The organism is Rhodococcus sp. I2R, from assembly GCF_020889545.1.
Lineage (GTDB): Bacteria > Actinomycetota > Actinomycetes > Mycobacteriales > Mycobacteriaceae > Rhodococcoides.
The window spans coordinates 47,967-69,274 of record NZ_JAHUTG010000024.1 but is presented as its reverse complement, the minus strand read 5'-3'; the positions used below and the strand labels follow the sequence as shown (position 1 = coordinate 69,274).

The window sequence follows — 21,308 nt, the reverse complement described above, 5'->3', positions numbered from 1 at the left end:
GGACACGGCGCTGACAGTGATCCCGAGACAGTGATCCCGAGACAGCGATCCCGAACGGGACGAACGTGGCAGGAAGTCGGCCCGGCGGAAGGAGTGGCAGTGGTTGACGTTGGTGTTCGGGTCGAAGTGCTGGGCCCGCTGCGGCTTCTTGTCGGAGGGGTTCCCGTCGACGTGCCCGGACCCAAGCGCCGGGCAGTACTCGCGCTACTCGCCTTCGCTCGCGGCGAGACGGTTCCGGTCGGCCGGTTGGTGGACGCCTTGTGGCCGTCCGAAGCACCGGCATCGGGTCGCTCTGCCCTACAGGCCCACATCTCCCGGTTGCGCCGTCACCTGGGGGCGGCGGCGATGCGGTTGCAGAACAGCGGCGACGGATACCGACTCGAGCTCGGCGGCGACGAGTGCGATGCGTCCGAGGCGCGGGCGCAGCTCGCCCAGGCACGGAGCCTTCGAGGCCAGGATCCGATCGGTGCGCTGGCCGTGCTGGAGAGAGCGCATTCGCTGTGGCGGGGCCCGCAGCTCACCGACCTGGTCGATATCGCCGATATCGCCACCGCGATCGAAGAGTGCCGGAACCTACAGCGCGAGGTGACCGACGCACTCATCGATTGTGCGGTCGCCGCGGGTCGAGCGCGTCAGATCATCACCCTGGCGACTACCCAACTGGTCGCCGACCCGTTGCGCGAGCCATCGGTGCTGTTGGCGATGCGCGCGTTGGCGGCTACCGGTGAGGCACCGGAGGCGTTGCGGATCGGTCGCGAATTTCGGGCGAGGTTGGCCGAGGAGATGGGTTTGGATCCTTCACCTGCGCTCGGCACGCTCGAGCGCGAGATCGCCGGTGGAGCCGCAGGGCCGACTACACCGGCGATAGCGAGGTCACCGGCAACGAGGTTGATCGGGCGCGCAGACCAGGTCACGGCGCTGCGCCGACTCATGGCATCGGAACGTCTGATCACACTCGCGGGACCGGGTGGCGTGGGCAAGACCCGAGTTGCATTCGAGGTGGCGAACGATACGCCCGATGCAACGGTGTTGATGCTGGCGCCGCTCACCGATCCCGCGGCAATTCCGCACGCACTCGCGGCTGCGCTGAATGTCAACGTGGTCCGCGGGGATGTTCTGAGCGCCTGTGCGGCCGTGCTCGGCGGCCGTCCTGGTCTTTTGGTGGTCGACAATTGCGAACATCTCCTCGACACCGCGCGAGATACGGTTGCCGCCCTGCTCGAATCCTGCCCACTCCTGTCAGTTCTCGTCACCTCCCGCGAACCCTTGGGCCTGGCAGCCGAATGCACCTGGCGGTTGGCCCCTTTGACGTTCGATCCTTCGGTCGATGGCGAACAGGAATGGTCGAGAGCACCAGCAGTCGAACTGTTCATCGACCGCGCGCGCCGCATTCGACCCGAATTGGTGCCGACACCGTCGCAAATACGCACGATCGGGGAGATCGTGCGTCGCTTGGACGGCCTGCCGTTGGCAATAGAACTCGCTGCCGGCCGGTTGTCCACATTCTCGTTGACCGATCTCCATGAACGGCTGGACCGCGCGCTCGATCTGCTGGGTGATGGCCGACCGACAGCCGACCTTCGACATCGAACGCTGCGATCCACCATCGACTGGTCGTACGAGCTGCTCGATCCCCATGAACAACGGCTGTTCCGGTTCCTCACGGTGTTCCCCGACGGCATCGACCTGGCCGATACCGAACGGCTTGCAGCGGACCTGGGCATGCCCGGCGACTCCGGCGCAGCACTCGCGCACTTGGTCGATGCATCGATGATCGACGTCGAATTCGACAACGTATCGGAGGACAACGTATCGGAGGACAATGCATCGGCGGTCGACATCGAAGGCGGCACCCGGTATCGGATCCTGGAGACGGTCCGGGCTTTCGGGTTCGATCGGTCGGCGAGTGAAGGTGAGTCCGAACTCGCGGAGAAACTGTTACTGCGATGGGCAACCCGACGGGCATCGGCAATCGGCGCTGGGCTGACCACCGAGCACGAGCACGTGGCCGACGCGGCCCTGCGCCGCGAATTGCCGAATCTGCGCGCCGCCTGGCGGCTGGCACGGGATCGAGGATCACTGGACACTGCAGTCACGATCGTCACTTCGCTGTTCGATGCGATCGAATACCGTGACCTCATCGAAATCCGCTCGTGGGCCGATGAACTCGTCGACGATACCGACCTCGCCAACCATCCCAGCGCCTCGGTCGCCTACGCCGCGGCCGCGGAAGCGGTCTATCACCGGGGGGACTATCAACGCGCCGAACAACTCTCGAAGATGGGGATGGAACGTGCATCCGACGCCGAACAGACATGTCATTGTCTGTTGACCCTGTCGGTGACCGCGCTGGCCCGCGGTGAATACGCCGACGCGATCAGCTACAGCCTGCGCGCCACAACGATCACTCCCCGCCTCGCTGAACCGTTCGGGATCGCAGCGCTGGCGGTCCTCTACTCCGGTGGTCTAGACGAGGCTCGGCACCTGAACAAGAAGGGCCGAACGGGTGCCACCTGGCCCACGATGGCGTCGTGGCACTCGTACGTGGCAGGCGAGATCGAGAACTATGCTGGGAATCCGCTACCGGCCGAAGAGCATTACCTGCGTGCGATCGACTTGGCCCGAATGTGCGGCGCCACCTTTCTGGTGGGCGTGGCCACCGTCGGATTGCTGACGGTGCGGTCGACGTCGGGCCGGATTCATGAAGCGTTGCTCGGATACCGCGAGGTGATCGACTACTTCGCGCGCACCGGCAATTGGACTCATCTGTGGGCAGCTCTCCGCAATCTCGCCGACCTGTTGAACACCTTGGGCGACCAGGAGTGCGCGGCGCTTCTCCATGCGGCCGCGGACCAAGCCCCGGATGCACCGGCCTACGGTCCGAGTCCAGCATCGTCGCCGGCCCTGCTCGTCACCGATCGGACGGAATTGCTCGAAAATGCCAGGAGGGCCATCGACATACAGATCGTGCAGACCGAGCTGCACGAGCAGCGGCGTTAGTAGCCGGTCGGCTGCGCAAATGCGAACTCGGCCCGCCCGCCCGCCGATGTGAATCCGAGGCGCTCTCTTGATCAGTCGAGCATCGCGAAGGCAGCCCGGAGCTGCCCCCGAGCAGCGTCGATCTGGTCGGTGTTTCCGGCGAAGTGGTGTAGCAGCGCACGTTGAAAGATGCCGTCGAGAAGGATGTACGCCGTCGCTCGGTCCAGCGCCGGCGTAGATCCGCGTAGTTCGCAGTATCGAATGACTACCCGCCAGATCATGTCCTCGCGGCGTTCTTCGATCTCGAGCACGTCACGGCGGAACAAGCCGTCGAACAGGGCCTGATTGCGCAGGTCGTACCACAGCCGGTGTATCCCCGCGTCGGCCACAAGAGTCGCAAAGTACTTCTCTTCGAAGTCGGTGACCAGGTGCCCGGCGTCGATCGCGCTCGAGACCACCTCGTCGTAGCGAGTAACACAGGTGGCCTCGTACTGACGAACCGCATGGGTGATGAGGTCCCGCTTGTCGGTGAAGTAATAGTGCAGCACGCCGTGCGAATACTCGGAATTCTGCGCGATCTCCCGAAGCGAGGTGCGTGCATAGCCGAGCTCTGCGAGCGTGTGCAGCGTCGCCTCCGCCAGCTCGGTCCGCTTGGACTCGAACTTGTTGCGGGCACGCTCTTCGATCCGGGCGCGCGGATCCGCAGTCTGCGTCATGTTCGTGTCCTTCCCGCGCGTTCGGTAGTACGTCAGTGTAAGCCCGACCTCGGATGCTCGAACTTTGGGCACTCGTCAAGAAAACGCTTGACGCTTGTACAAATTCTGCCATAGTGTGATCGGCAGCACACGTTAGAAGAGTGGATGTACGTCATCCCCTCTCCGGTGCGCCGATTCCACCCACCTCGGTCTGCCGTGCGGGCAGACTGTTCACGAGAGGACTGTCATGCCAACCGACAAGCGCGTCGTCGTATATGGGGCATCGGGATACACCGGCCGGTTGATCTGTGAATACCTGCGGGAGTTCAACATCCCGTTCCTGGCCGCTGGACGCAACGAAGGCCGAGTCAAGGGCATTCTCGACGTGGTCCCCGGTATCGACACCGTCGAATACGATGTCGTCGAGGTCGAGCACACCAAAGAGTCTCTGGTGGAGGCATTTCGCGGCGCCGAGATCGTGCTCAACACGGTCGGACCGTTCTCGCGTTTCGGACACGAAGTTGCCCAGGCCTGCATCGAGATCGGTGCGCACTACACCGACACCACCGGCGAGCAGGACTGGATGATCGACGCCGAGACACAATACGGCGCAGAATTCGCATCCCGAAACCTGGTACTCACACCAGGTTTGGCGCAGATGTACAGTATCGGCGAAATCGCCGCGAACATCTGCCTCGAGACGCCCGGGCTGGATACGCTCGACATCGAGGTCTTCTGGAAGGGGCATCCGACCGTCGCCTCGACCAATACCATCCTGACCAATGCCGCGTTCTCCAAGGCCTACTATCTCGAGCAGAACGAGTACGTCGAGTGGCCGGCCGACGAGGGAGTATTCCAGGTCGTGGTGCCAGGCCAGCACGACCTCGGTCTAGCCCTCCCGTGGGGCGGAACGTCGCATCCGGTGTGGTTCAAGAACGATCCCCGTGTGGCGAACGCCAAGGCCTACGGCGGAGTGATCAACAAGCCGCTCATGCTGGCCGTGCCCCAAATCATCTCTGCCGCACTGGCTCAGATGGAAGGGAAGACCGACGCGGAGAAGTATCAGATCATCGACACCGTATCTGCCTCGGTTCGAAGCGAGACACCTCCTCGTGAGAATCCACGCATCAACACCTCGCTCGATTCGGTGTACGCGTCAGGACCGCTGGGTCGGGTTCACACCGTGATCCACGGCAACTGCAACTACAAGCAGACCGCGCTGCTCAACGCCTACGCGGCGTCACACCTGCTGCAGGGGCTACCGAAGAAGGTCGGATTCGCCTCGAGCTGCCAGGCATTCGGCCACAGGGAGCTGCTCGGCGTGCTCCGCGCGTTCGGACTGGTGCTCGACCCCATCGTCATCGCGCACAGTTGAGGACAGGGTCGATGCGGCTGTCCGACTACCTCGACAAAGGGGTCTCACTGGGCCGAGACGCGCCCTGTCTCACCATCGGCGAGACCACCCGAAGCTACGGTCAGGTGTACGACGATACGGTGACGATCGCCAGTGCCCTGCAACATACCGGGATCGACGCAGGCGATCGTGTTGCCGTATTGTCAGCCAACGATCCGCTTGCGCTGACCTGCGTGTTCGGAGTTTCGCGAGCGGGCGCCGTGTGGTGTCCGATCAACCCGCGCAACGAGGCCGACGAGAACCGTCAATTGTTCGAGCTGTTCGGTTGCCGGTTCCTGTTCTTCCAGAGTGCTTTTGCCGATCTGGTTGCTCGCATCCGCGACCAGTTGCCGCAACTGGAATGGCTCGTATGCCTCGACGGGGAGGTGCCGGGCGCACTCTCGTACGATCGGTGGCTCGCCGACCACGGATCCGGTTCGGTCGTCGATCGGCGTCCGGCCGACGGGTTGTGCATCATCGCCGGCACCGGTGGCACCACGGGAAGGCCGAAGGGCGTGCGCCTGACCGAGGAGAACATGCTGACCTCCACGGCTTCGGCGTTGATGAGCTACCCCTTCGGTGACCGGCCGCAGTATCTGGCACTTGCGCCGCTCACGCACTCGGCGGGAGTACTGACCTTTCCCATCCTCAGCCTCGGGGGACATGTGGTCGTTATGCCTGCACCCGACATCGGGAAGTTCCTGTCCCTCATCGAGCAGCACGGCATCACGCACGCGTTTCTTCCCCCGACGGTCATCTACGGCATTCTCGATCACCCGGATCTCGACGGAACGAACCTCTCGTCGTTGCGGTGCCTCTGGTACGGCGCTGCACCGATGTCACCGACTCGGTTGGAAGAGGCGCTGAAGCGCATCGGCCCTGTTCTCGGACAGCTCTTCGGGCAGACCGAGGCTCCCAACATGATCGCCACGCTCGCTCCGGCCGACCACTTCCACAGCGACGGTTCCATCGCCACCGAACGACTCAGCTCGGCCGGCAAGCCGACACCGCTCACGACGGTGGCGATCATGAACGACGAGGGTGTGCTGCTCGATCGCTGCGAACGCGGAGAGATCGTCGTCCGAGGACCCTTGGTGATGCAGGGGTACCACGATAATCTCGAAGCCACAGCCGAAGCGGGTACGCACGGTTGGCACCACACCGGCGACATCGGGTATCTCGACGACGAAGGTTATCTGTACGTCGTCGACCGGGCGAAGGACATGATCATCACGGGCGGATTCAACGTCTACTCGGCCGAGGTGGAGCAGGCCCTGTTGGCACATCCCTCCGTCAAGGAATGTGCCGTCGTCGGGTTGCCCGACGACAAGTGGGGCGAACGCGTCACCGCCGCAGTTCTGCTTCGTCCCGGTCGTGAGACGTCCGGTGAGGAACTGATCGCCTTCGTGAGAAACCGAATCGGAAGCATGAAGACACCCAAGCAGATTCAGATATGGACCGATCTTCCCCGTTCGAAAGTCGGGAAGGTTCTCAAGACCGAAGTGCGCAGCATCATGACTCTCTCATCATCATCATCATCGAAGGGAAGCACACCATGACCGAGTTCGAGGGCAAGCGAGTATTCGTTACCGGATCCGGTGCCGGCATCGGAAAAGCCATATCCAAGATGTTCATCGAGCGTGGTGCGCGCGTCGTCGTCAGCGACATCGATGAAGGTGCGGCAGCGAAGGCCGCCGAGGAGATCGGTGCGGCCGGTATCGCCAACTGCGATGTCACCGACGAGGGTCAAGTCCAGGCCGCGGTCGCACAGGCTGTGGAGGTTCTGGGCGGGCTCGACATCGTGGTGAACAACGCTGGAATCGAGATCTCGTCGCCGTTGCTGCAGCAGTCGACGGAGAGCTTCGACAAGATCTATGCCGTGAATGTGCGCGGACCGTTCCTGGTCATGAAGGCCGCGATCGGAGCGCTGGTCGAGTCGAAGGGCAATATCGTCAACATTGCCTCGCTCGCAGGCGTCGGTGGTAGCCCGCTGCTCGGTTCCTATTGCGCTACAAAGGCTGCATTGATCCAGCTCACGCGCGTCGCGGCAATCGAGATGCGTGCATCGGGGGTGCGGGTGAACGCCGTGTGCCCGGGCTTCGCCGACACCGCCATGGTCGATCGACTGGTCCCGGGTTTCGAAGCCGCAACACAGATGCCGTTCGGTGACCTCGTCGCCGCCAAACAGGGACGATTGGGAACACCCGAGGACATCGCGGAGGTGACCCTGTTCCTCGCGTCCGACCGGGCAACGTGGATCACGGGAAGCCACTACATTCTCGACGGAGGGCTCTCGGCGTCGCTCGTCTAGCTCCCCTTCCGATTCCCCAGTGCCCGAATCGCCAGTGTCCGATGGCCCCCATAGCCGGCCGTTGGACACTGGCGCGTACCCCACCGGCGTGCGGAGGGGGTCGTGTGACGAAAGAACAGCTTTGGGTAGCGTCGTACCGTGAAAACGAATCGCATGACCTCGTCCGGTGTTGCTGCAGCCGGAGCGGCTCTGATGATGCTCGGTTTGGCCGGTTGCAGTTCTGATTCTGGGGCGACTGCGACCGAGACGAGTACCGAAACAGCCGCCCTCGACACCTGCCCGACCGCCGCTCCGGAGAGCTCCGCAGATCCGGAGTGGACCCTCGAGGGACAAACCGGGAGTGTCGAGGTCACCGGCTCGACGGCGTCGTCGGCGCCCGTGATCGACGTCGAAACCGCATTCAGCATCGACGAGACTCAGGTGTCGACGCTGCAAGCAGGGGATGGACCAGTCGTTGGGGACGATGCTGAGGTGTCCGTCTGCTACGTGGGTGTGAACGGGCGCGATGGGTCGGTGTTCGACAGCAGCTACGAGCGAGGAGCGCCGGCCGAATTCCCTCTCGGCGGAGTGGTTCCCGGGTTTCAGAAAGCTATCGCGGGTCAAACGGTTGGGTCGACCGTTGCCGTGGCGATGAGTTCCGCGGACGGGTACCCCGACGGTCAACCGCGTGCAGGCATTGCGGCGGGTGACAGCCTTGTATTCGCTATTTCGATCCTCGCTGTCACCGGGTAGTCCGGGAGTCCGAGACCATCGCTCAACTCTCCGCCAAGGTCAGGACTGGTGCTCGACCGCAGTTCGCCGTCAGCTGGGCGGTAGGTGTGGACAAATCGCTCCGGCACGTAAGGAGTCGAGCGCACGTCGAACCCAGTATCTATCGAGGTGGCGGGGAGGCTGGCATGTCGACTTCCGAACCGGGGGATCGGACCTCGGCGGCCCGGTTCGGCCGCGATGCGAGTTCGTCGCGGAGTGCCGTGATCTGGCGGGTGAGTTCGGCAATCTGATACTGCGTTGCTGCCTGGTTCGCGTCGTCTTGCTCGGCGACTCGCTGCACCAGCCACGACGCCAACGTGGCCGTGACGATACCGAGTAGGGCGATCCCGGCGACCATCAGTCCGACGGCGACGACTCGACCTACTGCCGTGGTGGGGGAGTAGTCCCCGTACCCGACTGTTGTGACGGTCGCGATCGCCCACCATAGAGCGTCGGGGAAGGTCTTGATGTTGCCATCGGGTGCACCGCGTTCGGCGTCGAACATGGCCAGAGACGCGACGAAGACCAGGAGCAGAGTGCCGGTCACTGCATAGGTCACCACGCGACCGCGCAATGCACCACCGATCGAGCGTTGAAGGAAGCTGACGAGCGTGAGAAGCCGGAGGAGCCGGAGAGGGCGTAGAACCGGCAGAACGACAATCGCAAGCTCATGAAGATGCAGGGCAAACCAGCGAGTGCGCTGCTCTGCGAGGATGAGCCGCACCAGATAGTCGATGCCGAACAACACCCAGATGGCAAGAATGGCGTGCTCTGCGAAACGCGCTCCAGCGCCGATGGGTTGGCTCAACACCGTCCAGGTGTAGATCGCCAGGAATGTCAAGGCTGCTCCGGCGAGAGGCCATTCGGTTGATCGCTCCCAGCGCTGATAGTCCATGTGCGGGCAGTTTACTGGGCGAGAACGGTGGTTCGAGAGGGCGTCACGCTCTCGTCAGGGGTGCAGTACCAGCGGTAGTGGGCGCGTGTCGGATCCAGCAGGATCGACCAGGAACGGGCGCGCAAGTCGCTGTTTTTCGATTCGGGTCCAGGCCCGGGCGAGCTCGTTGAACCCCCGCGCCACGGGGAACGCGTCCCCGGTCCGTTTCTCGATCTCTCGGGTGCGGGAGACCGTGGACGCGATATCGTTCGGATGCACGATGTCGGGCCAGGTCGGGGCTACGAGTGTCTTTCGTGTTGCAGCGTGGGATTCGAACCGGGCCTGCAGCTGATCTCGTTCGGCCAGTACCGCGTCGACGGTGGCGTCGACGTCTACTGTCCCCGGCGTCGAAATGCCCTCGCGTTCGACGATATCGGTGCCGTTGCACCGGACGATGTGCCGGTTCTTCATGAGTGTATGGATCGTGTCGGTGTTCTCGGGGTCGACAACCCACGCCCCGGACAGCCGCGACAAGCCGATGTCCGGACCGACGTCGACGTGCCAAATGCAGACCCTTCCTGCCGGCTCATCGATCACCGCCAGGGGACGTAGGTACGGGGCTGCGGGGAGGTTCATTGGGGCTCCTATGGCATCGTTCGGTGCGCGAAACGATGCGAGGGATCGACTCAAAGGTAGACGGCTGCTTCGATCGAGCAGAGATTCGGCTTGTTCGAGTGGCGAGCCGTCGAGGCATCGGAGGAAGTCGACCTCGGTCATCACTTCGATGCGTTGGCCGGCCTCTTGCAGTTCGAACGCTTTGCGTGCCTTGCCTGTCATCTCCGAACCTGGCCGGAGAGTAGCCGGGTTGATGTCTCCGATCACGAGTACGTTGGTCTGCTTGTTGGTCGATCTTCCCGGTATGGCACCGACGTTTGCGCACGCGTCCCACGCGATTTGACGGGTCATCGACATCAACGTGCCCGTGAACACCACGACTCGACCGTAGAGGTATCCGTCGGTGTCGGGCTCACAATCGACCTCTGAGTGAACCAGGCGGTATTCGTTGCGTCTGGAGCGAGCCACGCTGCCGGTCACCCGGATGGCGGTCATGGTTCCGATACCGACTCCGACGGAGTCGGCGAGTTCAGCGAGGTCACCTGATCCGTTCGAGGCGGCAAGTCCACGAACGATGTCCACGACGCCGTACGCGTCGGACAGTGCATGATGGTGCTTCACCGCTGATCCTCCGAGCGCTTCGACCACGAAGGGCAGGCGATAGCTGGGCAGTGCCAATGCGCGTCGCGACAGCACCATCGTGCACAGAAAACGTATGTCAGGTAGGTCGATCTGATCGATCGCGCATGCATGGCGTAGGACGCCCATGTCGAACCCGGCATTGTGTGCGACCACTACATCGTCGCCGATGAAGTCCACGATGGCAGGCAACATGTGCTTCCACCGCGGCGCGGATGAGACCATCTCCGGCGTAATTCCGTGTAGCGCAATATTGAAGCGGGAGAAGTTTTCGACGGTTTCCGGTGGGCGCATCAGCCAATGCCGCTCATCGATCGCGACGCCGTCACGGACACGTACCAGGCCCACCGAGCACGGCGATCCGCGGTGCGAGTTGGCTGTCTCGAAGTCGATGGTCGTGTAATCGAACATCAGACCACGCTCTCGTCGATCTGGCGACCTGTACCCGCCATTGCGCTCTGTGACGCCAATTCGACAGCCATAGACTTCTGGGGCTCCGTTCAGTATCGAGACGTCCTCCGCCTGGACGGTAGGGGGTTCGGCAGTCCCGATGGCGACTACTGGCAGGGATTCGTTCGTTTGAATGATTGTTGTCCGTCGTCCCGAGAAGTGCCGTGCGGTATCTCGGCAGCAGCAGCACTGATGAGGGTAAGCTGGAGCGGGTGTCGATCCACTTGACCTCTCTGCCTTCGGATGTCGAAAAGGTTGTCATCGCAGGCAGTTCGGACGCCCACACGCTGGACGGATTCGGCAAGTTGGCCCTGCAGGTTCGAGACCAATCAGGTTCGGTGCTGGGCGAATTCGTCACTGCTGATGCAACTTCCGAGCGTGCGCTCGTCTTCGGTGAGGTGTACAGACGAAATGGTGCGTGGAAGCTGCGCGCGGTCGGTCAAGGATGGGAATCAGGTCTGGCCGGGCTCGCTCAGGATTTCGGTGTCGACGTCGACAACAGTGACTCCGGGGCATCGGTGGACGACGTCGCCGTGGCCGAGGTAGCGGTCTCGCCTGCTCAGGCCGCCACCTCAACCAGTGAAGTCCTCGATGTATCGATCGTCGACGTCGAAACACCTAAACGTGGCGTTCGCACCAAGAAACCAGTTGCCAAGAAGGTCGCGCTGCCACAGTTCACCCTCGCAGGAGGGGAGGGGTGGCAGACCGCTCGCCTGTTCTCGGTCTCCGGCGTCGGGTCCGGTGAGGAACAGGAGAAGAGGGCGACCTCGGCGCTGATCGCCACAATGCAGGCAGTACGTCCGTTCGCCCGAGCGATCTGCTCCCGCGCCGGAGCGCCCGCCGGCCCATTCGAGGGCTACCTCGAAGTGCCGTTCGTCAAGGGCGAGGGGAAGGTGATCCCCGACGGAGTGTTCCGTGTCTCGCGAGCAGGCCACGTATGGACTGCGCTGCTGGAGGTCAAGACCGGCACAGGCAAGCTGCACAGAGATCAGCTGGAGAACTACCTCGATGTTGCGCGACGCCACAAGTACGAGGTCGTGCTGAGCCTGTCCAACGACATCCCGGCGTCGGCAGGTGAGCTTCCGGTTCAGGTGAACAAGACCAAGCTCAACAAGGTATCGCTTCGGCATATTTCGTGGTCCGAGGTGATACACGAAGCGCGAATGTTGTTGTCCCATGGCGATCTCGCAGATTCGATGCAAGCATGGATCCTAAGTGAGTTCGTCCGGTATCTGACGCACCCGAAGTCTGGCGCGACGGAGTTCGTGGACATGGGTCGTCACTGGGTTGCAGTGCGCGATTCGGTCACCGCAGGCACCCTACGGGCGAGCGATGTCAAGGCGATGTCGGTGGCAAATACGTGGGCTTCACTGTCGAGGCATCTGGCGTTGAGGATGACCGCGGACCTCGGTGTGACGGTCAAACATCATCTGCCGAGGAAACTCAGCGGTGACCCGCAAGCGCGGAACGAGTACATCGTCGAACAGCTCGCGGCGTCCGGCGCTCTGTCCGCGACCATGCGGATTCCGGATGCCGCCGGTGATCTCATGGTCGAGGCAGATCTGCGCACCAACAAGATCAAGTGCAGCACCACCATCGATGCACCGACGGACGGTACAGCGCTCAGACGTGCGTCGTGGTTGCTCAAGCAGCTCAAGACCGCTCCAGCAGACATTCTCGTCGAGGCTGTGTTCGCCGATGCGAGCGAAGTCTCGTGCGAGAACTTGGCCACGGTTCGGGCGGATACGAAGTCGTTGACCGTCGGGCGTGTCAGCGAACTGGAGCGGTTCACACTCACATCACCGACCAGGATGGGTAGTAAGCGTTCGGGATCAGCGGCCGGGTTCATCGGCAGCGTCACGGATGGAGTCGATGCCTTCTACCGTGATGTGGTGCAACCTCTCAAGCCTTGGGTGCCCTCAGCGCCGGAGGCAGCTTCGGCGGAGGCCGCCGATGTGTGAAGCACTCGGCCAGTACCTCGATCACGGCGCGAGGTGCGTTGCCTCGGCGGGTTCGGATGCGAGGTCGTGTGGGTAACCCCACGAATGAAGCTGCCGCAGTAGCGGATTCTTCTTGCGTTGATGCTCTGCCATCCGAACGAGGATGTCGTCGAGGAAGGTGACGGCGTGATCGACAAATGGCCCCTTGTTGAGCATCACGCACTCTGCTCGACCCGCCATCGCCGCATCGGTGACCTCGGCGCGCGAGGGGTGACCGGTGCGGGCCAACGTGTCGAGGACCTGCGTGGCCCAGATGACCGGCACATGCGCGGCCTCACAGATCCAGAGGATCTCTTCCTGTAGCTCCGCCAGGCGTCCGTACCCTGCCTCCACGGCCAGATCGCCGCGGGCGATCATCACCCCGACCTGCGGCCAATGCATCGCCGTCAACAAGATCTCCGGCAGGTTTTCGAATCCGGCGACGGTCTCGACTTTCAGTATCAGGCCGAGATGGGTGCCGCCGAGATCTGTCAGCCGACGCTGCAGCAGGGCGACGTCGTCGGCGCTTCTGACGAACGAGAGACTCACGGCGTCGGCATGCTCGACCACGAACGGCAAGTTTGCACTGTCTTCGTCGGTCAGCGCAGATAGCTGCAACTGGCTGTCGGGCAGATTGATGCCCTTGCCTGCGCCGAGCAAATCGCCCTGCGGTGCCGCGTCCGTGATTTTGACCGTCAACCCACCCGGACCGGTGGCTTCGATGATGCCGCCGATTTTTCCGTCGTCGAAGAACACGCGATGCCCCACTCTCGCGTCCTCGAACACCTGAGGCAGGGTGCATCCGATCCGAACCGGGGTGGCGTGGGGGTCGACGGGATCGAGATCTGGCACCACCAGGAGGTCGTCGCCGACACGGAGCCGGAGCTTCTGCTCGCGAGGCACCAACGCGTCCACCTGCACCACATCGTCGCCGTGACGATGGTGGTGTTCGTGGTCATTGTGGTGCAGGGTGGTGCCGGGCTCCACGTACGCGGTATCCGCCAAGTCAGCCACGCACCCCTCGGGCGTCGCCGAGGTGATCAGGAGACTGCGTTGGGATCCGCGGGTGTCGCGGAAAGTGATCCGCTCGCCCGTCTTGCGGCGGGCGAGCCACTTCGCGTCCGTCACCGGAAGGCGTGCCGCGTCAGGGCAGTCGGGTCCGTTCAGCAGCGTCAGCCACACTTGAGCTGGAGTCGCACATCGGCCCAGATCGTCGCGGGTAGGTTTGATGTGCGCCACTGCCGCTCCTGGGAGTATCGGCCCGGTTCGCAGTTTCGGGCCGGCGATATCCATGGTGACCTTCACATGGCGGCCGTGCGCCCGGGCCGCGGTGCGCACGTTGGCGATCATCGCCGCCCACTGAGCCGGACCGTCATGTGCGCAGTTCACCCGGACAACTTCGGTTCCGGCTGCCACGAGCCGGTCGACGAGGGCTGCGTCGGTGGCCGCTTCGCTGGGCAATGTCACCATGATGCGCGTTTGTCGGCCGTTGCGACCCTCACCGAGCAGCGTGATCGCGTTGCGTTCGAGTAGCCGTTCGCCGGAAGCGAAGTCCACCAAGCCCCTGCCGTCCTCGGGCGGCTCCAACCCGGCCAGGCTCGCCACCGCCGACCGCACCGCATCGACGGATGCGAGGACGTGCGCCTCGGATCGTCCCAGTGAGGACAACCCCAACGCTGCGAGATCTGCCTGCAGGAAGCGCACGTCATGTCGGCGCAACGCCATGTAGTGCGTGAGGTTCTCGGCGCTGGCCCGATTGCGTGGGTGCACTGCAGCGAGCCGATCGTCGCCGCCAGCGGCATCGATCAGTTCACCGCGGAGGCCGTCGAGCTTCGAGGCAAGCTCGACCAGTGCTACTTGTTGGTGCGTCGTCATAGTCCCGAGTGTGTCCGCACCGCTGTGTCGGCTCTAGGGTCTTTGGTCGTCTGTCGGTCGAGTGTGGTGCATCTCTCGCAAATTACCCACGCGGACAGGGGATCTCGACCCGTCTGGGTGATCGGAAGCGCTGTCGGATGAATAGTGAGTGAATTCTCGTGTGGCTTTGCGTGAACCGAGCGCATGCGCTGGCAGCAGGTTCGGTCGATGCCCAATTGCTCGTTGTGGGCACCCACGGTCGTGGTCGCGTTACCGAAACGCTCTACCGGTCGACCACTCATCGCCTCGTCGGACACAGCCCATGTCCAATCCTGATCTGTCCTACGGACTTGGTTGTCGGTGACAGCGCCCGAGCAGACCGGCCCACCGCGGATCCCGTCGACGAGTAAGCCGAAAGGAATTCAGTCAGGTTCAACACGTGTTTGCGGCGGCGGACTCATGCGATCAGAGTGTTCTGTCTGCGCCAAACAACCCACCGATTGGCGCGACGAACGAAGATGTAGAGCGCATTCATCTCTGGCGGTATTCCGTCCTGCGAGTTCTCGCGTGTGGACCATGCGTTCTTGCGGGCCGTAATCACGTCAGTAGCAAGCGCCATGACGTCCGTCAGTTCGTAGTACGCAGTCGAGTCTCGGAGGTAGCCAGCGGCGAGGCTGTCCTCAGTGGCTTTTTCGATGGCACGACGTCCATTGAGAACCGCGCCGCGTGCGTTGACGACTACGGCGTCGTCCGCCATATGCGCGTTCATCAACGCGGCGTCGTTGTTGTTGAATCCGTCCTGAATGTCTCGGACGATTCCTCGAATTGCTTCGACGTCGGCGGGGCTCGGAACGTCGCTGTCCATTCTGTGTGTCATCCTGCGAATGCTAGAAACTCGAGTGCACTCGAGGTCAAGGACTGACTCGCGCAGCCCCTTTGCAGGGTTCTTTGCCATCGAACGTGTGGACCGGAGGACTACTCCGCGCCGGTGTCGCCGAGTGAGATCAGCAGCTTGCGCAGTAGGCGGTCCAGTTCGATTCGCTCCCCGGGGTCGAGATCGGCAACGACACGAGCCGCGTTGGCGACATGGCCGTCGACCACTCTTTCGACAAGGCCGTGGCCCTGTTCGGTCAAGCTGATCAGAATGCTGCGGCGATTGCTGGGATCGGTCTCGCGGCTTACCAAATCCTTCGCAACGAGTCGATCCACGCGGTTCGTCATCGCTGCTGATCCGACCATCGTCCTCGCGACCAAGTCCTTCGGCGTCAGGGTGTACGGCGGCCCCGAGCGACGCAGCGTTGCGAGCACGTCGAACTCCCACGGCTCCATGTCCTCACCGGCGAAGTACTCGCGGATCTCGCGTTCCACCAGCCGCGATGTACGCGAGAGTCGTCCGACGATACCCATCGGCGACGCGTCCATCTCGGGTCGCTCGAGTTGCCACTGTGCCAGGAAGGAGTCGACTGCGTCGGACAACGAACCTCCAAATATTTCGACATCGAACTGTTTGACAGATGCTAGCACCCGACGTAGCGTCTCGTTCGGAAAATGATTCGACATCGAAATATTCGGAAACGAGATATGAACACATCACCGATAGTCTCCGTCACCGATGCAATCAGGTCACGCCGGAGTCACCGGCACTACCGACCTGATCCGATTCCCACCGAAGTGCTCGACCAACTACTGGAACTGACACTCGAAGCTCCGTCCGCATGGAACTACCAGGGACGCGCCATCGTCGTTGCGAGTGATTCAGAGGCAAGAGCGGGGTTGGTGAAAGCTACTGGCGAGCAACCACATCCACGTGAAGCGCCGGTGGTGTTGGTGTTTCTTGCCGAATTGGACGCATGGCGCCGTGACAACACCGACATTTTCGACTCCGCCCGCCGCAATCGAGCCTGGTCCGACCGGTTCGTCTCGAGTTCCGCCGAGTCGAGTCGCGAGTTTCAGGAGGACCTCGTCGAACGCGGTCTCGAACGCGAGTACGCCGTCAAAGACGCAGTGATTGCGGCGAGCTTCGCGATGCTTGCCGCCACAGAGCTGGGACTGGCCTGTTCGCCGATGAACGGATGGAATGAAACGCTGGTCAAAGAGGCGATCGGAATCGGCGACCGCGACAGCATAGCTGTCGCCTTGCTGCTGCCCATCGGCTATGCCGCCGAGGAACGTCGCCACCCCGGTCGACGACCCACCTCGTCTTCCGTCCATTATCAGCGGTACCGAGACACCGCAACCGACCGTCTCGATCCTCCGTACACGGGACCACTGCGATGAAGGCCGGCGGCGCTCTCCGCGACTCGTTGTTCACCGCCCTGGCTCCCGCAGTATGGGGGAGTACCTACCTCGTGACGACGGAGTTGTTGCCACCGGACCGACCGCTGTTGGCTTCGGTGGTTCGTGCACTCCCCGCCGGTCTGCTCCTGGTCGCGGTGGGGCGCGCACTCCCGCGGGGTATGTGGTGGTGGCGAACTGCGATTCTCGGGATTCTCAACATCGGCGCCTTCTTCTACTTTCTGTTCGTCGCTGCATATCACTTGCCGGGCGGTGTCGCGGCATTGGTCATGACGGTGCAACCGATGCTCGTGCTTGTCCTCGGCGCAGGACTGCTCGGTGCTCGAATTCAGGCAGTCCACATCGTCTCCTGTGTACTCGGAGCTCTCGGCGTCGGATTGCTCGTCCTGCAGCCCCACGCCGCTCTGGATTTCGTCGGCGTAGTCGCCGGTTTGGCAGGGGCAGCCAGTATGGCGACGGGATTGGTGCTGACGAAGCGATGGGGGCGTCCCGAAGGCGTGGGCGTGCTGACCTTCACTGGTTGGCAGCTCACGGTGGGCGGAGTGGTTCTCCTGCCGTTCATGCTGACCGGCGAGGGACTTCCCAAAACGATTACGGTCGAGAATATCTCCGGCTTCCTGTACCTCAGCGTGATCGGTGCGTTGCTCGCCTACGCTGTGTGGTTCCGCGGCATCGAGAAGCTTCCTGCGCTGGCGGTCTCGTTCCTGTCCTTCGCGAGTCCGCTTGCCGCCACAGTGTTGGGGTATGTGGTTCTCGGTCAGACGCTCTCGGTCCTCCAGCTGCTCGGGGCGGTCGTCGTCATCGCCGCAGTCATCCTCGCGCAACCAATCTGGAAGCGTCGCGCAGCGGTAGATGGCAGAGCAAGAGTGAGCACGTGACGTTGGTCCTTGCCTTGCAGACCGAATGCTCTTCTCCCGTCCCGCACGCAGTCCTAGCCTCGTAGCGAGAACCTCGAACCTAGTGCCTGCGACTCGAAGAGAGAAGACACAATGCGAGCGATGATTTTTCATGGGACCGACAGCAAATCGTGGGACGAGGTCGCCGACCCGGTGATCGAGAGTTCGACAGATGCCATAGTTCGTGTCGACGCCGTCACGATCTGCGGTACCGACCTGCACATCCTGAAAGGCGACGTCCCCGAAACGACACCCGGACGAGTCCTCGGCCATGAGGCCGTCGGCACCTTGGTCGAAGTCGGTAGCGGGGTAGCTCGGGTCGAAGTCGGTGACCGCGTGCTCGTTTCCTGCATCTCCTCGTGCGGCTCCTGCCGGTTCTGTCGCGAGCAACGCTACGGCCAGTGCACCGGCGGAGGAGGATGGATTCTCGGACACACCATCGACGGAACCCAAGCCGAGCTGGTTCGAGTTCCCTTCGCCGACAACTCCACCCACCCGGTGCCCACCGGACTCAGCGACGAGCAGATGCTCATGCTGGCCGATATCTTCCCGACCGGCTACGAGGTCGGTGTCCTCAATGGACGGGTGCAGCCCGGTGATGTCGTCGTCATCATCGGTGCGGGCCCGATAGGCCTGGCAGCCGTCATGACCAGCAAGCTGCTTTCGCCCAGTCGGATCGTGGTCGTGGACCAAGACCCCGGCAGACTGGCAGCGGCCCTGAAGCTCGGGGCAGACATCGTCATCGACAACAGCTCCGAGGACGTCCTCGAGGCGGTCCGCGCGATCACTGACGGGTTGGGAGCCGACGTGGCCATGGAAGCCGTCGGGATTCCCGCCACCTTCGAGATGGCCGTCGAAGTGGTACGTCCCGGCGGACATGTGGCCAATATCGGGGTGCACGGAGCTCCCGTGATGTTGCACCTGGAAGACATTTGGATCCGTGATCTCACGATCACCACAGGATTGGTCGACACGTTCTCGACGCCCACTCTGGCGAAACTTGCGTCCGACGGTTTGCTCGACCCCGCAGGTTTGATCACCCACCGATTCTCGATGAACGAATTCGCGGAGGCCTACGACGTGTTCAGCGGTGCCGCCGATTCAGGGGCCTTGAAGGTAGTTGTCAGTAGGTGAACGCTCGTGGATCGGTGAAAAGGAGAGCCATGTTGCACAGAGATCGAAATCAATGGAAAGAGCTGAGCCCGCTCCGTCGGGGCGCCCTGGTTGTGCTCGCTGTTGTCCAACTCTTGCTGGCTGGGGGTGCGTGGGTCGATCTTGCGCGACGCGAACGCGATCAGGTTGTGGGAAACAAGCGAATGTGGGCACTGATCATCTGCGTCAACTTCGTAGGGCCCGTCGCCTACTTCCTGTTCGGCAGACGCTCTGCAGAACCCACACCGTCTGCAGAACCCACACCGTCGGCGGGACTCCCGACCGAGGGCGATCGACCTCAACCGGCAACCCCTGATGCTCCGGCGCGGATCGAATCACATTCGATCGCCATCGATGTTGCCGACAGCGCATCTCCTGTCGTATTCCCTGTGACCACGGCATCGGTGAACGGAGTCGTGCAGGCTGCGGTGATCGGGGAGTACGGCCCCGTCGGTGGCACCGCACCCGAGGGGTCGGCCCTGCGGTCTGCTGTGCTGGTGCACTGGCCTCGAGCGCGCGTGTTCGAGCGTCGTAGCACGGGGGACCGGGGTGCTGATCCCCGCGGATACGAGGCCTTCTATGTCGAATTGTGCGCGGACGGCCGCCGGCGTGAAGTCGATGCCGACGAGGTGTCGAACCTGCTCCAGTTCGGCAGCAGTCCAGCTTCCGACATTCACGCCGACTGAATCAACAGAGCGCAGAGACTGGTCGAGTGCGCACACCACCCGAGTCAATCGTGGTCGTGGGAAGGTCGTTCATATACCCACGACCACGGGTGGTCCGAGCTACTGCGCAGTTGCCAGCCTGCGCTTTCGATTTGTTCCTGCAATTGCGCAAGTGCGGAAGACATGCCGGGAGCCCACGCTTCGCGCGGCGGAATCGTCCCCCATGTTCGAGGCACTGGAAATGTATCGCCGACGTACCTCGGCTCCCCGTCCACTACACCGACGAATCGCATGTATGCGTTTCCCGACTGTGACGCCACAGTCGCCAGGAGCGCAGCCCACCAACGACGCGCCCCCACCTCTTCCAGGCCTACAGTCAATGTCGAAGTCTCTGCGTTCACACCTCGAATTTTGCGCTACACGACAGTGGAGAAACACGGCCCATTGTCACTGCGAGCGGCGTCGAACGACTCTTTCCGTCTCGGCGATGCTCGCCGGTACTACCCGGTTATCGGCGGAACCTCCGCGTGCTCACCATCGAGCAGGCGCAGCGCATTCTCCGTCAACTGCCGCTCGCCGAGCCGTTGCAGATACCGCTTGCCCGCCGGAAATCGGCCGATGACACGGTGTTTGACGGTATTGACGACGACTCGGCCCACCGGGTACCACGGTGGTCGGACAGGTACCTCGAGTGCTCTTACCGCCGCTGGACCGAGAAGTGTCGTGGCCAAGGACAACCCACGCTCGTACTCGTATCGTCGTCGGAGCTTGTCGAACCGGGAAAACTTGGTGTGCAGCGGCACTTCGACCAGCGCTTTCGACAGGACGTGACTGTGTTCGTCGGCTGCCGGAGCGGAGGCGCCGATGTGATACATCATGCGTAGGCCCGCCCGCTGCTCGAACGGCAGCCATCGTGGATCGACGCCCATCAACCAGCCCACATAGCACCACAGATGCAGGACTGCATCGGCTTCTTCCCAGGTGTAGCGGACACCGAGAATTCGGGTATGCAGCAGGAACGTGATCGAGAACAGTCCCAGCGTGCCCGCTTGATCGAACTGATTGATGGGAAGCCCTCGATCGCTGCTGTCCCAGTCGGTTTCGTACTCGTAGTGGTAGTCGACGAACGCGTGCATCAGACGCACGTGGACGGACAGCGTGAAACCTTCGCCGAACCGGTCCAACCCGCCGTCGGCGACGCATCCGTTCCACCAGGTGCCGGTTTCGGCAATCCGTCGAGCTGTCCGGGCCCCGGTCAGTCGGCCCGTGCCTGTCAAGATCGGGAGTGGACCCGAATTGTTGTACCCGCCGAGCAGGGATCCGTACGCCAGAACGTCGCCGACATCGGACCTGGCTCGACGCAATGCGCGCCCACCGAGTGCGATCTTGTCTCGGTCGACCCAGGCGGGAGTGTCCTCGAGCATCCTGAAGTAGTCGCGAAGTTCGGCCGGGGCGTCGACCACCGCGTCGATACCTTCGTGCAGTGCGAGTCGAAACTGCGCGAGGGTCACGGTTCGGTCCTCACGGATTGCCCGGACCAGGGCCGCGCTCGGTTCGTCGCGTTCGAGGAGAGCGCGACGCAAGTGCGTGGCTTCGTCTTCCGTCGCATCCGGTGCGGGCCACGCGAACGGGCGCAGGGGCGCGCTGATTCGCGCTGAATGTGCGCGGTCACGCATGTAGCGGGTCGGTGCTGCTTCGGTGGTCACACTGTTCAGCTTCGTTCTGACAACGACCGTTGTCAACCCGTGTGGGTGACCGAAA

The 21,308-nt window shown here is 62.8% G+C and carries 18 protein-coding genes; 11 read left to right on the top strand and 7 right to left on the bottom strand.

Going from position 1 to position 21,308, the window contains the following annotated elements; all coding sequences use genetic code 11:
- Nucleotides 1-99: 99 nt before the first annotated feature.
- A complete protein-coding gene (locus KVY23_RS20740; RefSeq protein ID WP_230558059.1) occupies nt 100-3,000 on the top strand; it encodes a BTAD domain-containing putative transcriptional regulator in 2,901 nt (966 codons plus the stop codon).
- 71 nt (nt 3,001-3,071) lie between these two features.
- Here the strand turns inward: KVY23_RS20740 and KVY23_RS20735 are convergent, their stop codons facing one another.
- Nucleotides 3,072-3,695 (bottom strand): TetR/AcrR family transcriptional regulator, encoded by a 624-nt coding sequence (locus tag KVY23_RS20735; protein ID WP_230558058.1) that lies wholly within the window; start codon nt 3,693-3,695, stop codon nt 3,072-3,074.
- A 226-nt stretch (nt 3,696-3,921) separates the two neighbouring features.
- Here KVY23_RS20735 and KVY23_RS20730 point away from each other — a divergent pair, with 226 nt between their 5' ends.
- The 4 genes from KVY23_RS20730 (at nt 3,922) to KVY23_RS20715 (ending at nt 8,110) form a co-directional block, all read left to right on the top strand.
- Complete coding sequence (locus KVY23_RS20730; protein WP_230558057.1) at nt 3,922-5,049, top strand: DUF5938 domain-containing protein; 1,128 nt, start codon at nt 3,922-3,924, stop codon at nt 5,047-5,049.
- 11 nt (nt 5,050-5,060) lie between these two features.
- A complete protein-coding gene (locus KVY23_RS20725) occupies nt 5,061-6,626 on the top strand; it encodes a long-chain fatty acid--CoA ligase (protein WP_230558056.1) in 1,566 nt (521 codons plus the stop codon).
- The gene (locus tag KVY23_RS20720) at nt 6,623-7,378 is read left to right on the top strand and encodes an SDR family NAD(P)-dependent oxidoreductase (RefSeq protein ID WP_230558055.1); all 756 of its coding nucleotides are present in this window, start codon (nt 6,623-6,625) and stop codon (nt 7,376-7,378) included. The genes KVY23_RS20725 and KVY23_RS20720 overlap by 4 nt, the downstream gene beginning before the upstream one ends.
- Nucleotides 7,379-7,531: 153 nt before the next feature.
- Nucleotides 7,532-8,110 (top strand): FKBP-type peptidyl-prolyl cis-trans isomerase, encoded by a 579-nt coding sequence (locus KVY23_RS20715; protein ID WP_374108752.1) that lies wholly within the window; start codon nt 7,532-7,534, stop codon nt 8,108-8,110.
- Nucleotides 8,111-8,249: 139 nt separating this feature from the next.
- Here the strand turns inward: KVY23_RS20715 and KVY23_RS20710 are convergent, their stop codons facing one another.
- Nucleotides 8,250-9,023, bottom strand: coding sequence for a potassium channel family protein (locus KVY23_RS20710; RefSeq protein ID WP_230558054.1), 774 nt, complete (start codon nt 9,021-9,023; stop codon nt 8,250-8,252).
- A 54-nt stretch (nt 9,024-9,077) separates the two neighbouring features.
- Complete coding sequence (locus KVY23_RS20705) at nt 9,078-10,667, bottom strand: exonuclease domain-containing protein (RefSeq protein WP_230558053.1); 1,590 nt, start codon at nt 10,665-10,667, stop codon at nt 9,078-9,080.
- Nucleotides 10,668-10,870: 203 nt separating this feature from the next.
- On the opposite strand from KVY23_RS20705, the gene KVY23_RS20700 reads away from it, so the two are divergent.
- Complete coding sequence (locus tag KVY23_RS20700) at nt 10,871-12,667, top strand: TerD family protein (RefSeq protein ID WP_374108751.1); 1,797 nt, start codon at nt 10,871-10,873, stop codon at nt 12,665-12,667.
- A 21-nt stretch (nt 12,668-12,688) separates the two neighbouring features.
- On the opposite strand, the gene KVY23_RS20695 is transcribed toward KVY23_RS20700, so the two are convergent.
- Nucleotides 12,689-14,560 carry a pyruvate kinase gene (locus KVY23_RS20695; protein ID WP_230558052.1) on the bottom strand — a complete coding sequence of 624 codons (1,872 nt, stop codon included), beginning with the start codon at nt 14,558-14,560 and terminating at the stop codon, nt 12,689-12,691.
- A gap of 158 nt (nt 14,561-14,718) precedes the next feature.
- Between KVY23_RS20695 and KVY23_RS25310 the strand changes: the two genes are divergently transcribed.
- Nucleotides 14,719-14,949 carry a universal stress protein gene (locus KVY23_RS25310; protein ID WP_363324708.1) on the top strand — a complete coding sequence of 77 codons (231 nt, stop codon included), beginning with the start codon at nt 14,719-14,721 and terminating at the stop codon, nt 14,947-14,949.
- 47 nt (nt 14,950-14,996) lie between these two features.
- On the opposite strand, the gene KVY23_RS20690 is transcribed toward KVY23_RS25310, so the two are convergent.
- The gene (locus KVY23_RS20690) at nt 14,997-15,416 is read right to left on the bottom strand and encodes an SgcJ/EcaC family oxidoreductase (protein WP_230558051.1); all 420 of its coding nucleotides are present in this window, start codon (nt 15,414-15,416) and stop codon (nt 14,997-14,999) included.
- Nucleotides 15,417-15,514: 98 nt separating this feature from the next.
- Entirely contained in the window at nt 15,515-16,015 is a 501-nt protein-coding gene (locus tag KVY23_RS20685) for a MarR family winged helix-turn-helix transcriptional regulator (RefSeq protein ID WP_075837642.1), read from the bottom strand.
- A gap of 105 nt (nt 16,016-16,120) precedes the next feature.
- On the opposite strand from KVY23_RS20685, the gene KVY23_RS20680 reads away from it, so the two are divergent.
- The 4 genes from KVY23_RS20680 to KVY23_RS25165 all read left to right on the top strand — a co-directional run bounded on the left by KVY23_RS20680 (nt 16,121) and on the right by KVY23_RS25165 (nt 19,568).
- Nucleotides 16,121-16,816, top strand: a complete 696-nt coding sequence (locus KVY23_RS20680) for a nitroreductase family protein (RefSeq protein ID WP_230558050.1) — start codon at nt 16,121-16,123, stop codon at nt 16,814-16,816.
- A complete protein-coding gene (locus tag KVY23_RS20675; RefSeq protein WP_230558049.1) occupies nt 16,813-17,712 on the top strand; it encodes an EamA family transporter in 900 nt (299 codons plus the stop codon). The genes KVY23_RS20680 and KVY23_RS20675 overlap by 4 nt, the downstream gene beginning before the upstream one ends.
- Before the next feature lie 111 nt (nt 17,713-17,823).
- Complete coding sequence (locus KVY23_RS20670) at nt 17,824-18,864, top strand: zinc-dependent alcohol dehydrogenase family protein (protein ID WP_230558048.1); 1,041 nt, start codon at nt 17,824-17,826, stop codon at nt 18,862-18,864.
- Between the two features lie 29 nt (nt 18,865-18,893).
- A complete protein-coding gene (locus KVY23_RS25165; protein WP_308071105.1) occupies nt 18,894-19,568 on the top strand; it encodes a PLDc N-terminal domain-containing protein in 675 nt (224 codons plus the stop codon).
- A 479-nt stretch (nt 19,569-20,047) separates the two neighbouring features.
- Here the strand turns inward: KVY23_RS25165 and KVY23_RS20660 are convergent, their stop codons facing one another.
- Entirely contained in the window at nt 20,048-21,253 is a 1,206-nt protein-coding gene (locus tag KVY23_RS20660; protein WP_230558047.1) for an oxygenase MpaB family protein, read from the bottom strand.
- Between the last annotated feature and the right edge of the window lie 55 nt (nt 21,254-21,308).

Coding starts and splice junctions, on each gene's coding strand:
- KVY23_RS20720 (WP_230558055.1), top strand. CDS start 6,623: ATGACCGAGTTCGAGGGCAAGCGAGTATTCGTTACCGGATCCGGTGCC.
- KVY23_RS25165 (WP_308071105.1), top strand. CDS start 18,894: ATGTTGCACAGAGATCGAAATCAATGGAAAGAGCTGAGCCCGCTCCGT.
- KVY23_RS20670 (WP_230558048.1), top strand. CDS start 17,824: ATGCGAGCGATGATTTTTCATGGGACCGACAGCAAATCGTGGGACGAG.
- KVY23_RS20730 (WP_230558057.1), top strand. CDS start 3,922: ATGCCAACCGACAAGCGCGTCGTCGTATATGGGGCATCGGGATACACC.
- KVY23_RS20705 (WP_230558053.1), bottom strand. CDS start 10,667: ATGTTCGATTACACGACCATCGACTTCGAGACAGCCAACTCGCACCGC.
- KVY23_RS20725 (WP_230558056.1), top strand. CDS start 5,061: ATGCGGCTGTCCGACTACCTCGACAAAGGGGTCTCACTGGGCCGAGAC.
- KVY23_RS20690 (WP_230558051.1), bottom strand. CDS start 15,416: ATGACACACAGAATGGACAGCGACGTTCCGAGCCCCGCCGACGTCGAA.
- KVY23_RS20680 (WP_230558050.1), top strand. CDS start 16,121: ATGAACACATCACCGATAGTCTCCGTCACCGATGCAATCAGGTCACGC.
- KVY23_RS20710 (WP_230558054.1), bottom strand. CDS start 9,023: ATGGACTATCAGCGCTGGGAGCGATCAACCGAATGGCCTCTCGCCGGA.
- KVY23_RS20675 (WP_230558049.1), top strand. CDS start 16,813: ATGAAGGCCGGCGGCGCTCTCCGCGACTCGTTGTTCACCGCCCTGGCT.
- KVY23_RS20715 (WP_374108752.1), top strand. CDS start 7,532: ATGACCTCGTCCGGTGTTGCTGCAGCCGGAGCGGCTCTGATGATGCTC.
- KVY23_RS20695 (WP_230558052.1), bottom strand. CDS start 14,560: ATGACGACGCACCAACAAGTAGCACTGGTCGAGCTTGCCTCGAAGCTC.
- KVY23_RS20735 (WP_230558058.1), bottom strand. CDS start 3,695: ATGACGCAGACTGCGGATCCGCGCGCCCGGATCGAAGAGCGTGCCCGC.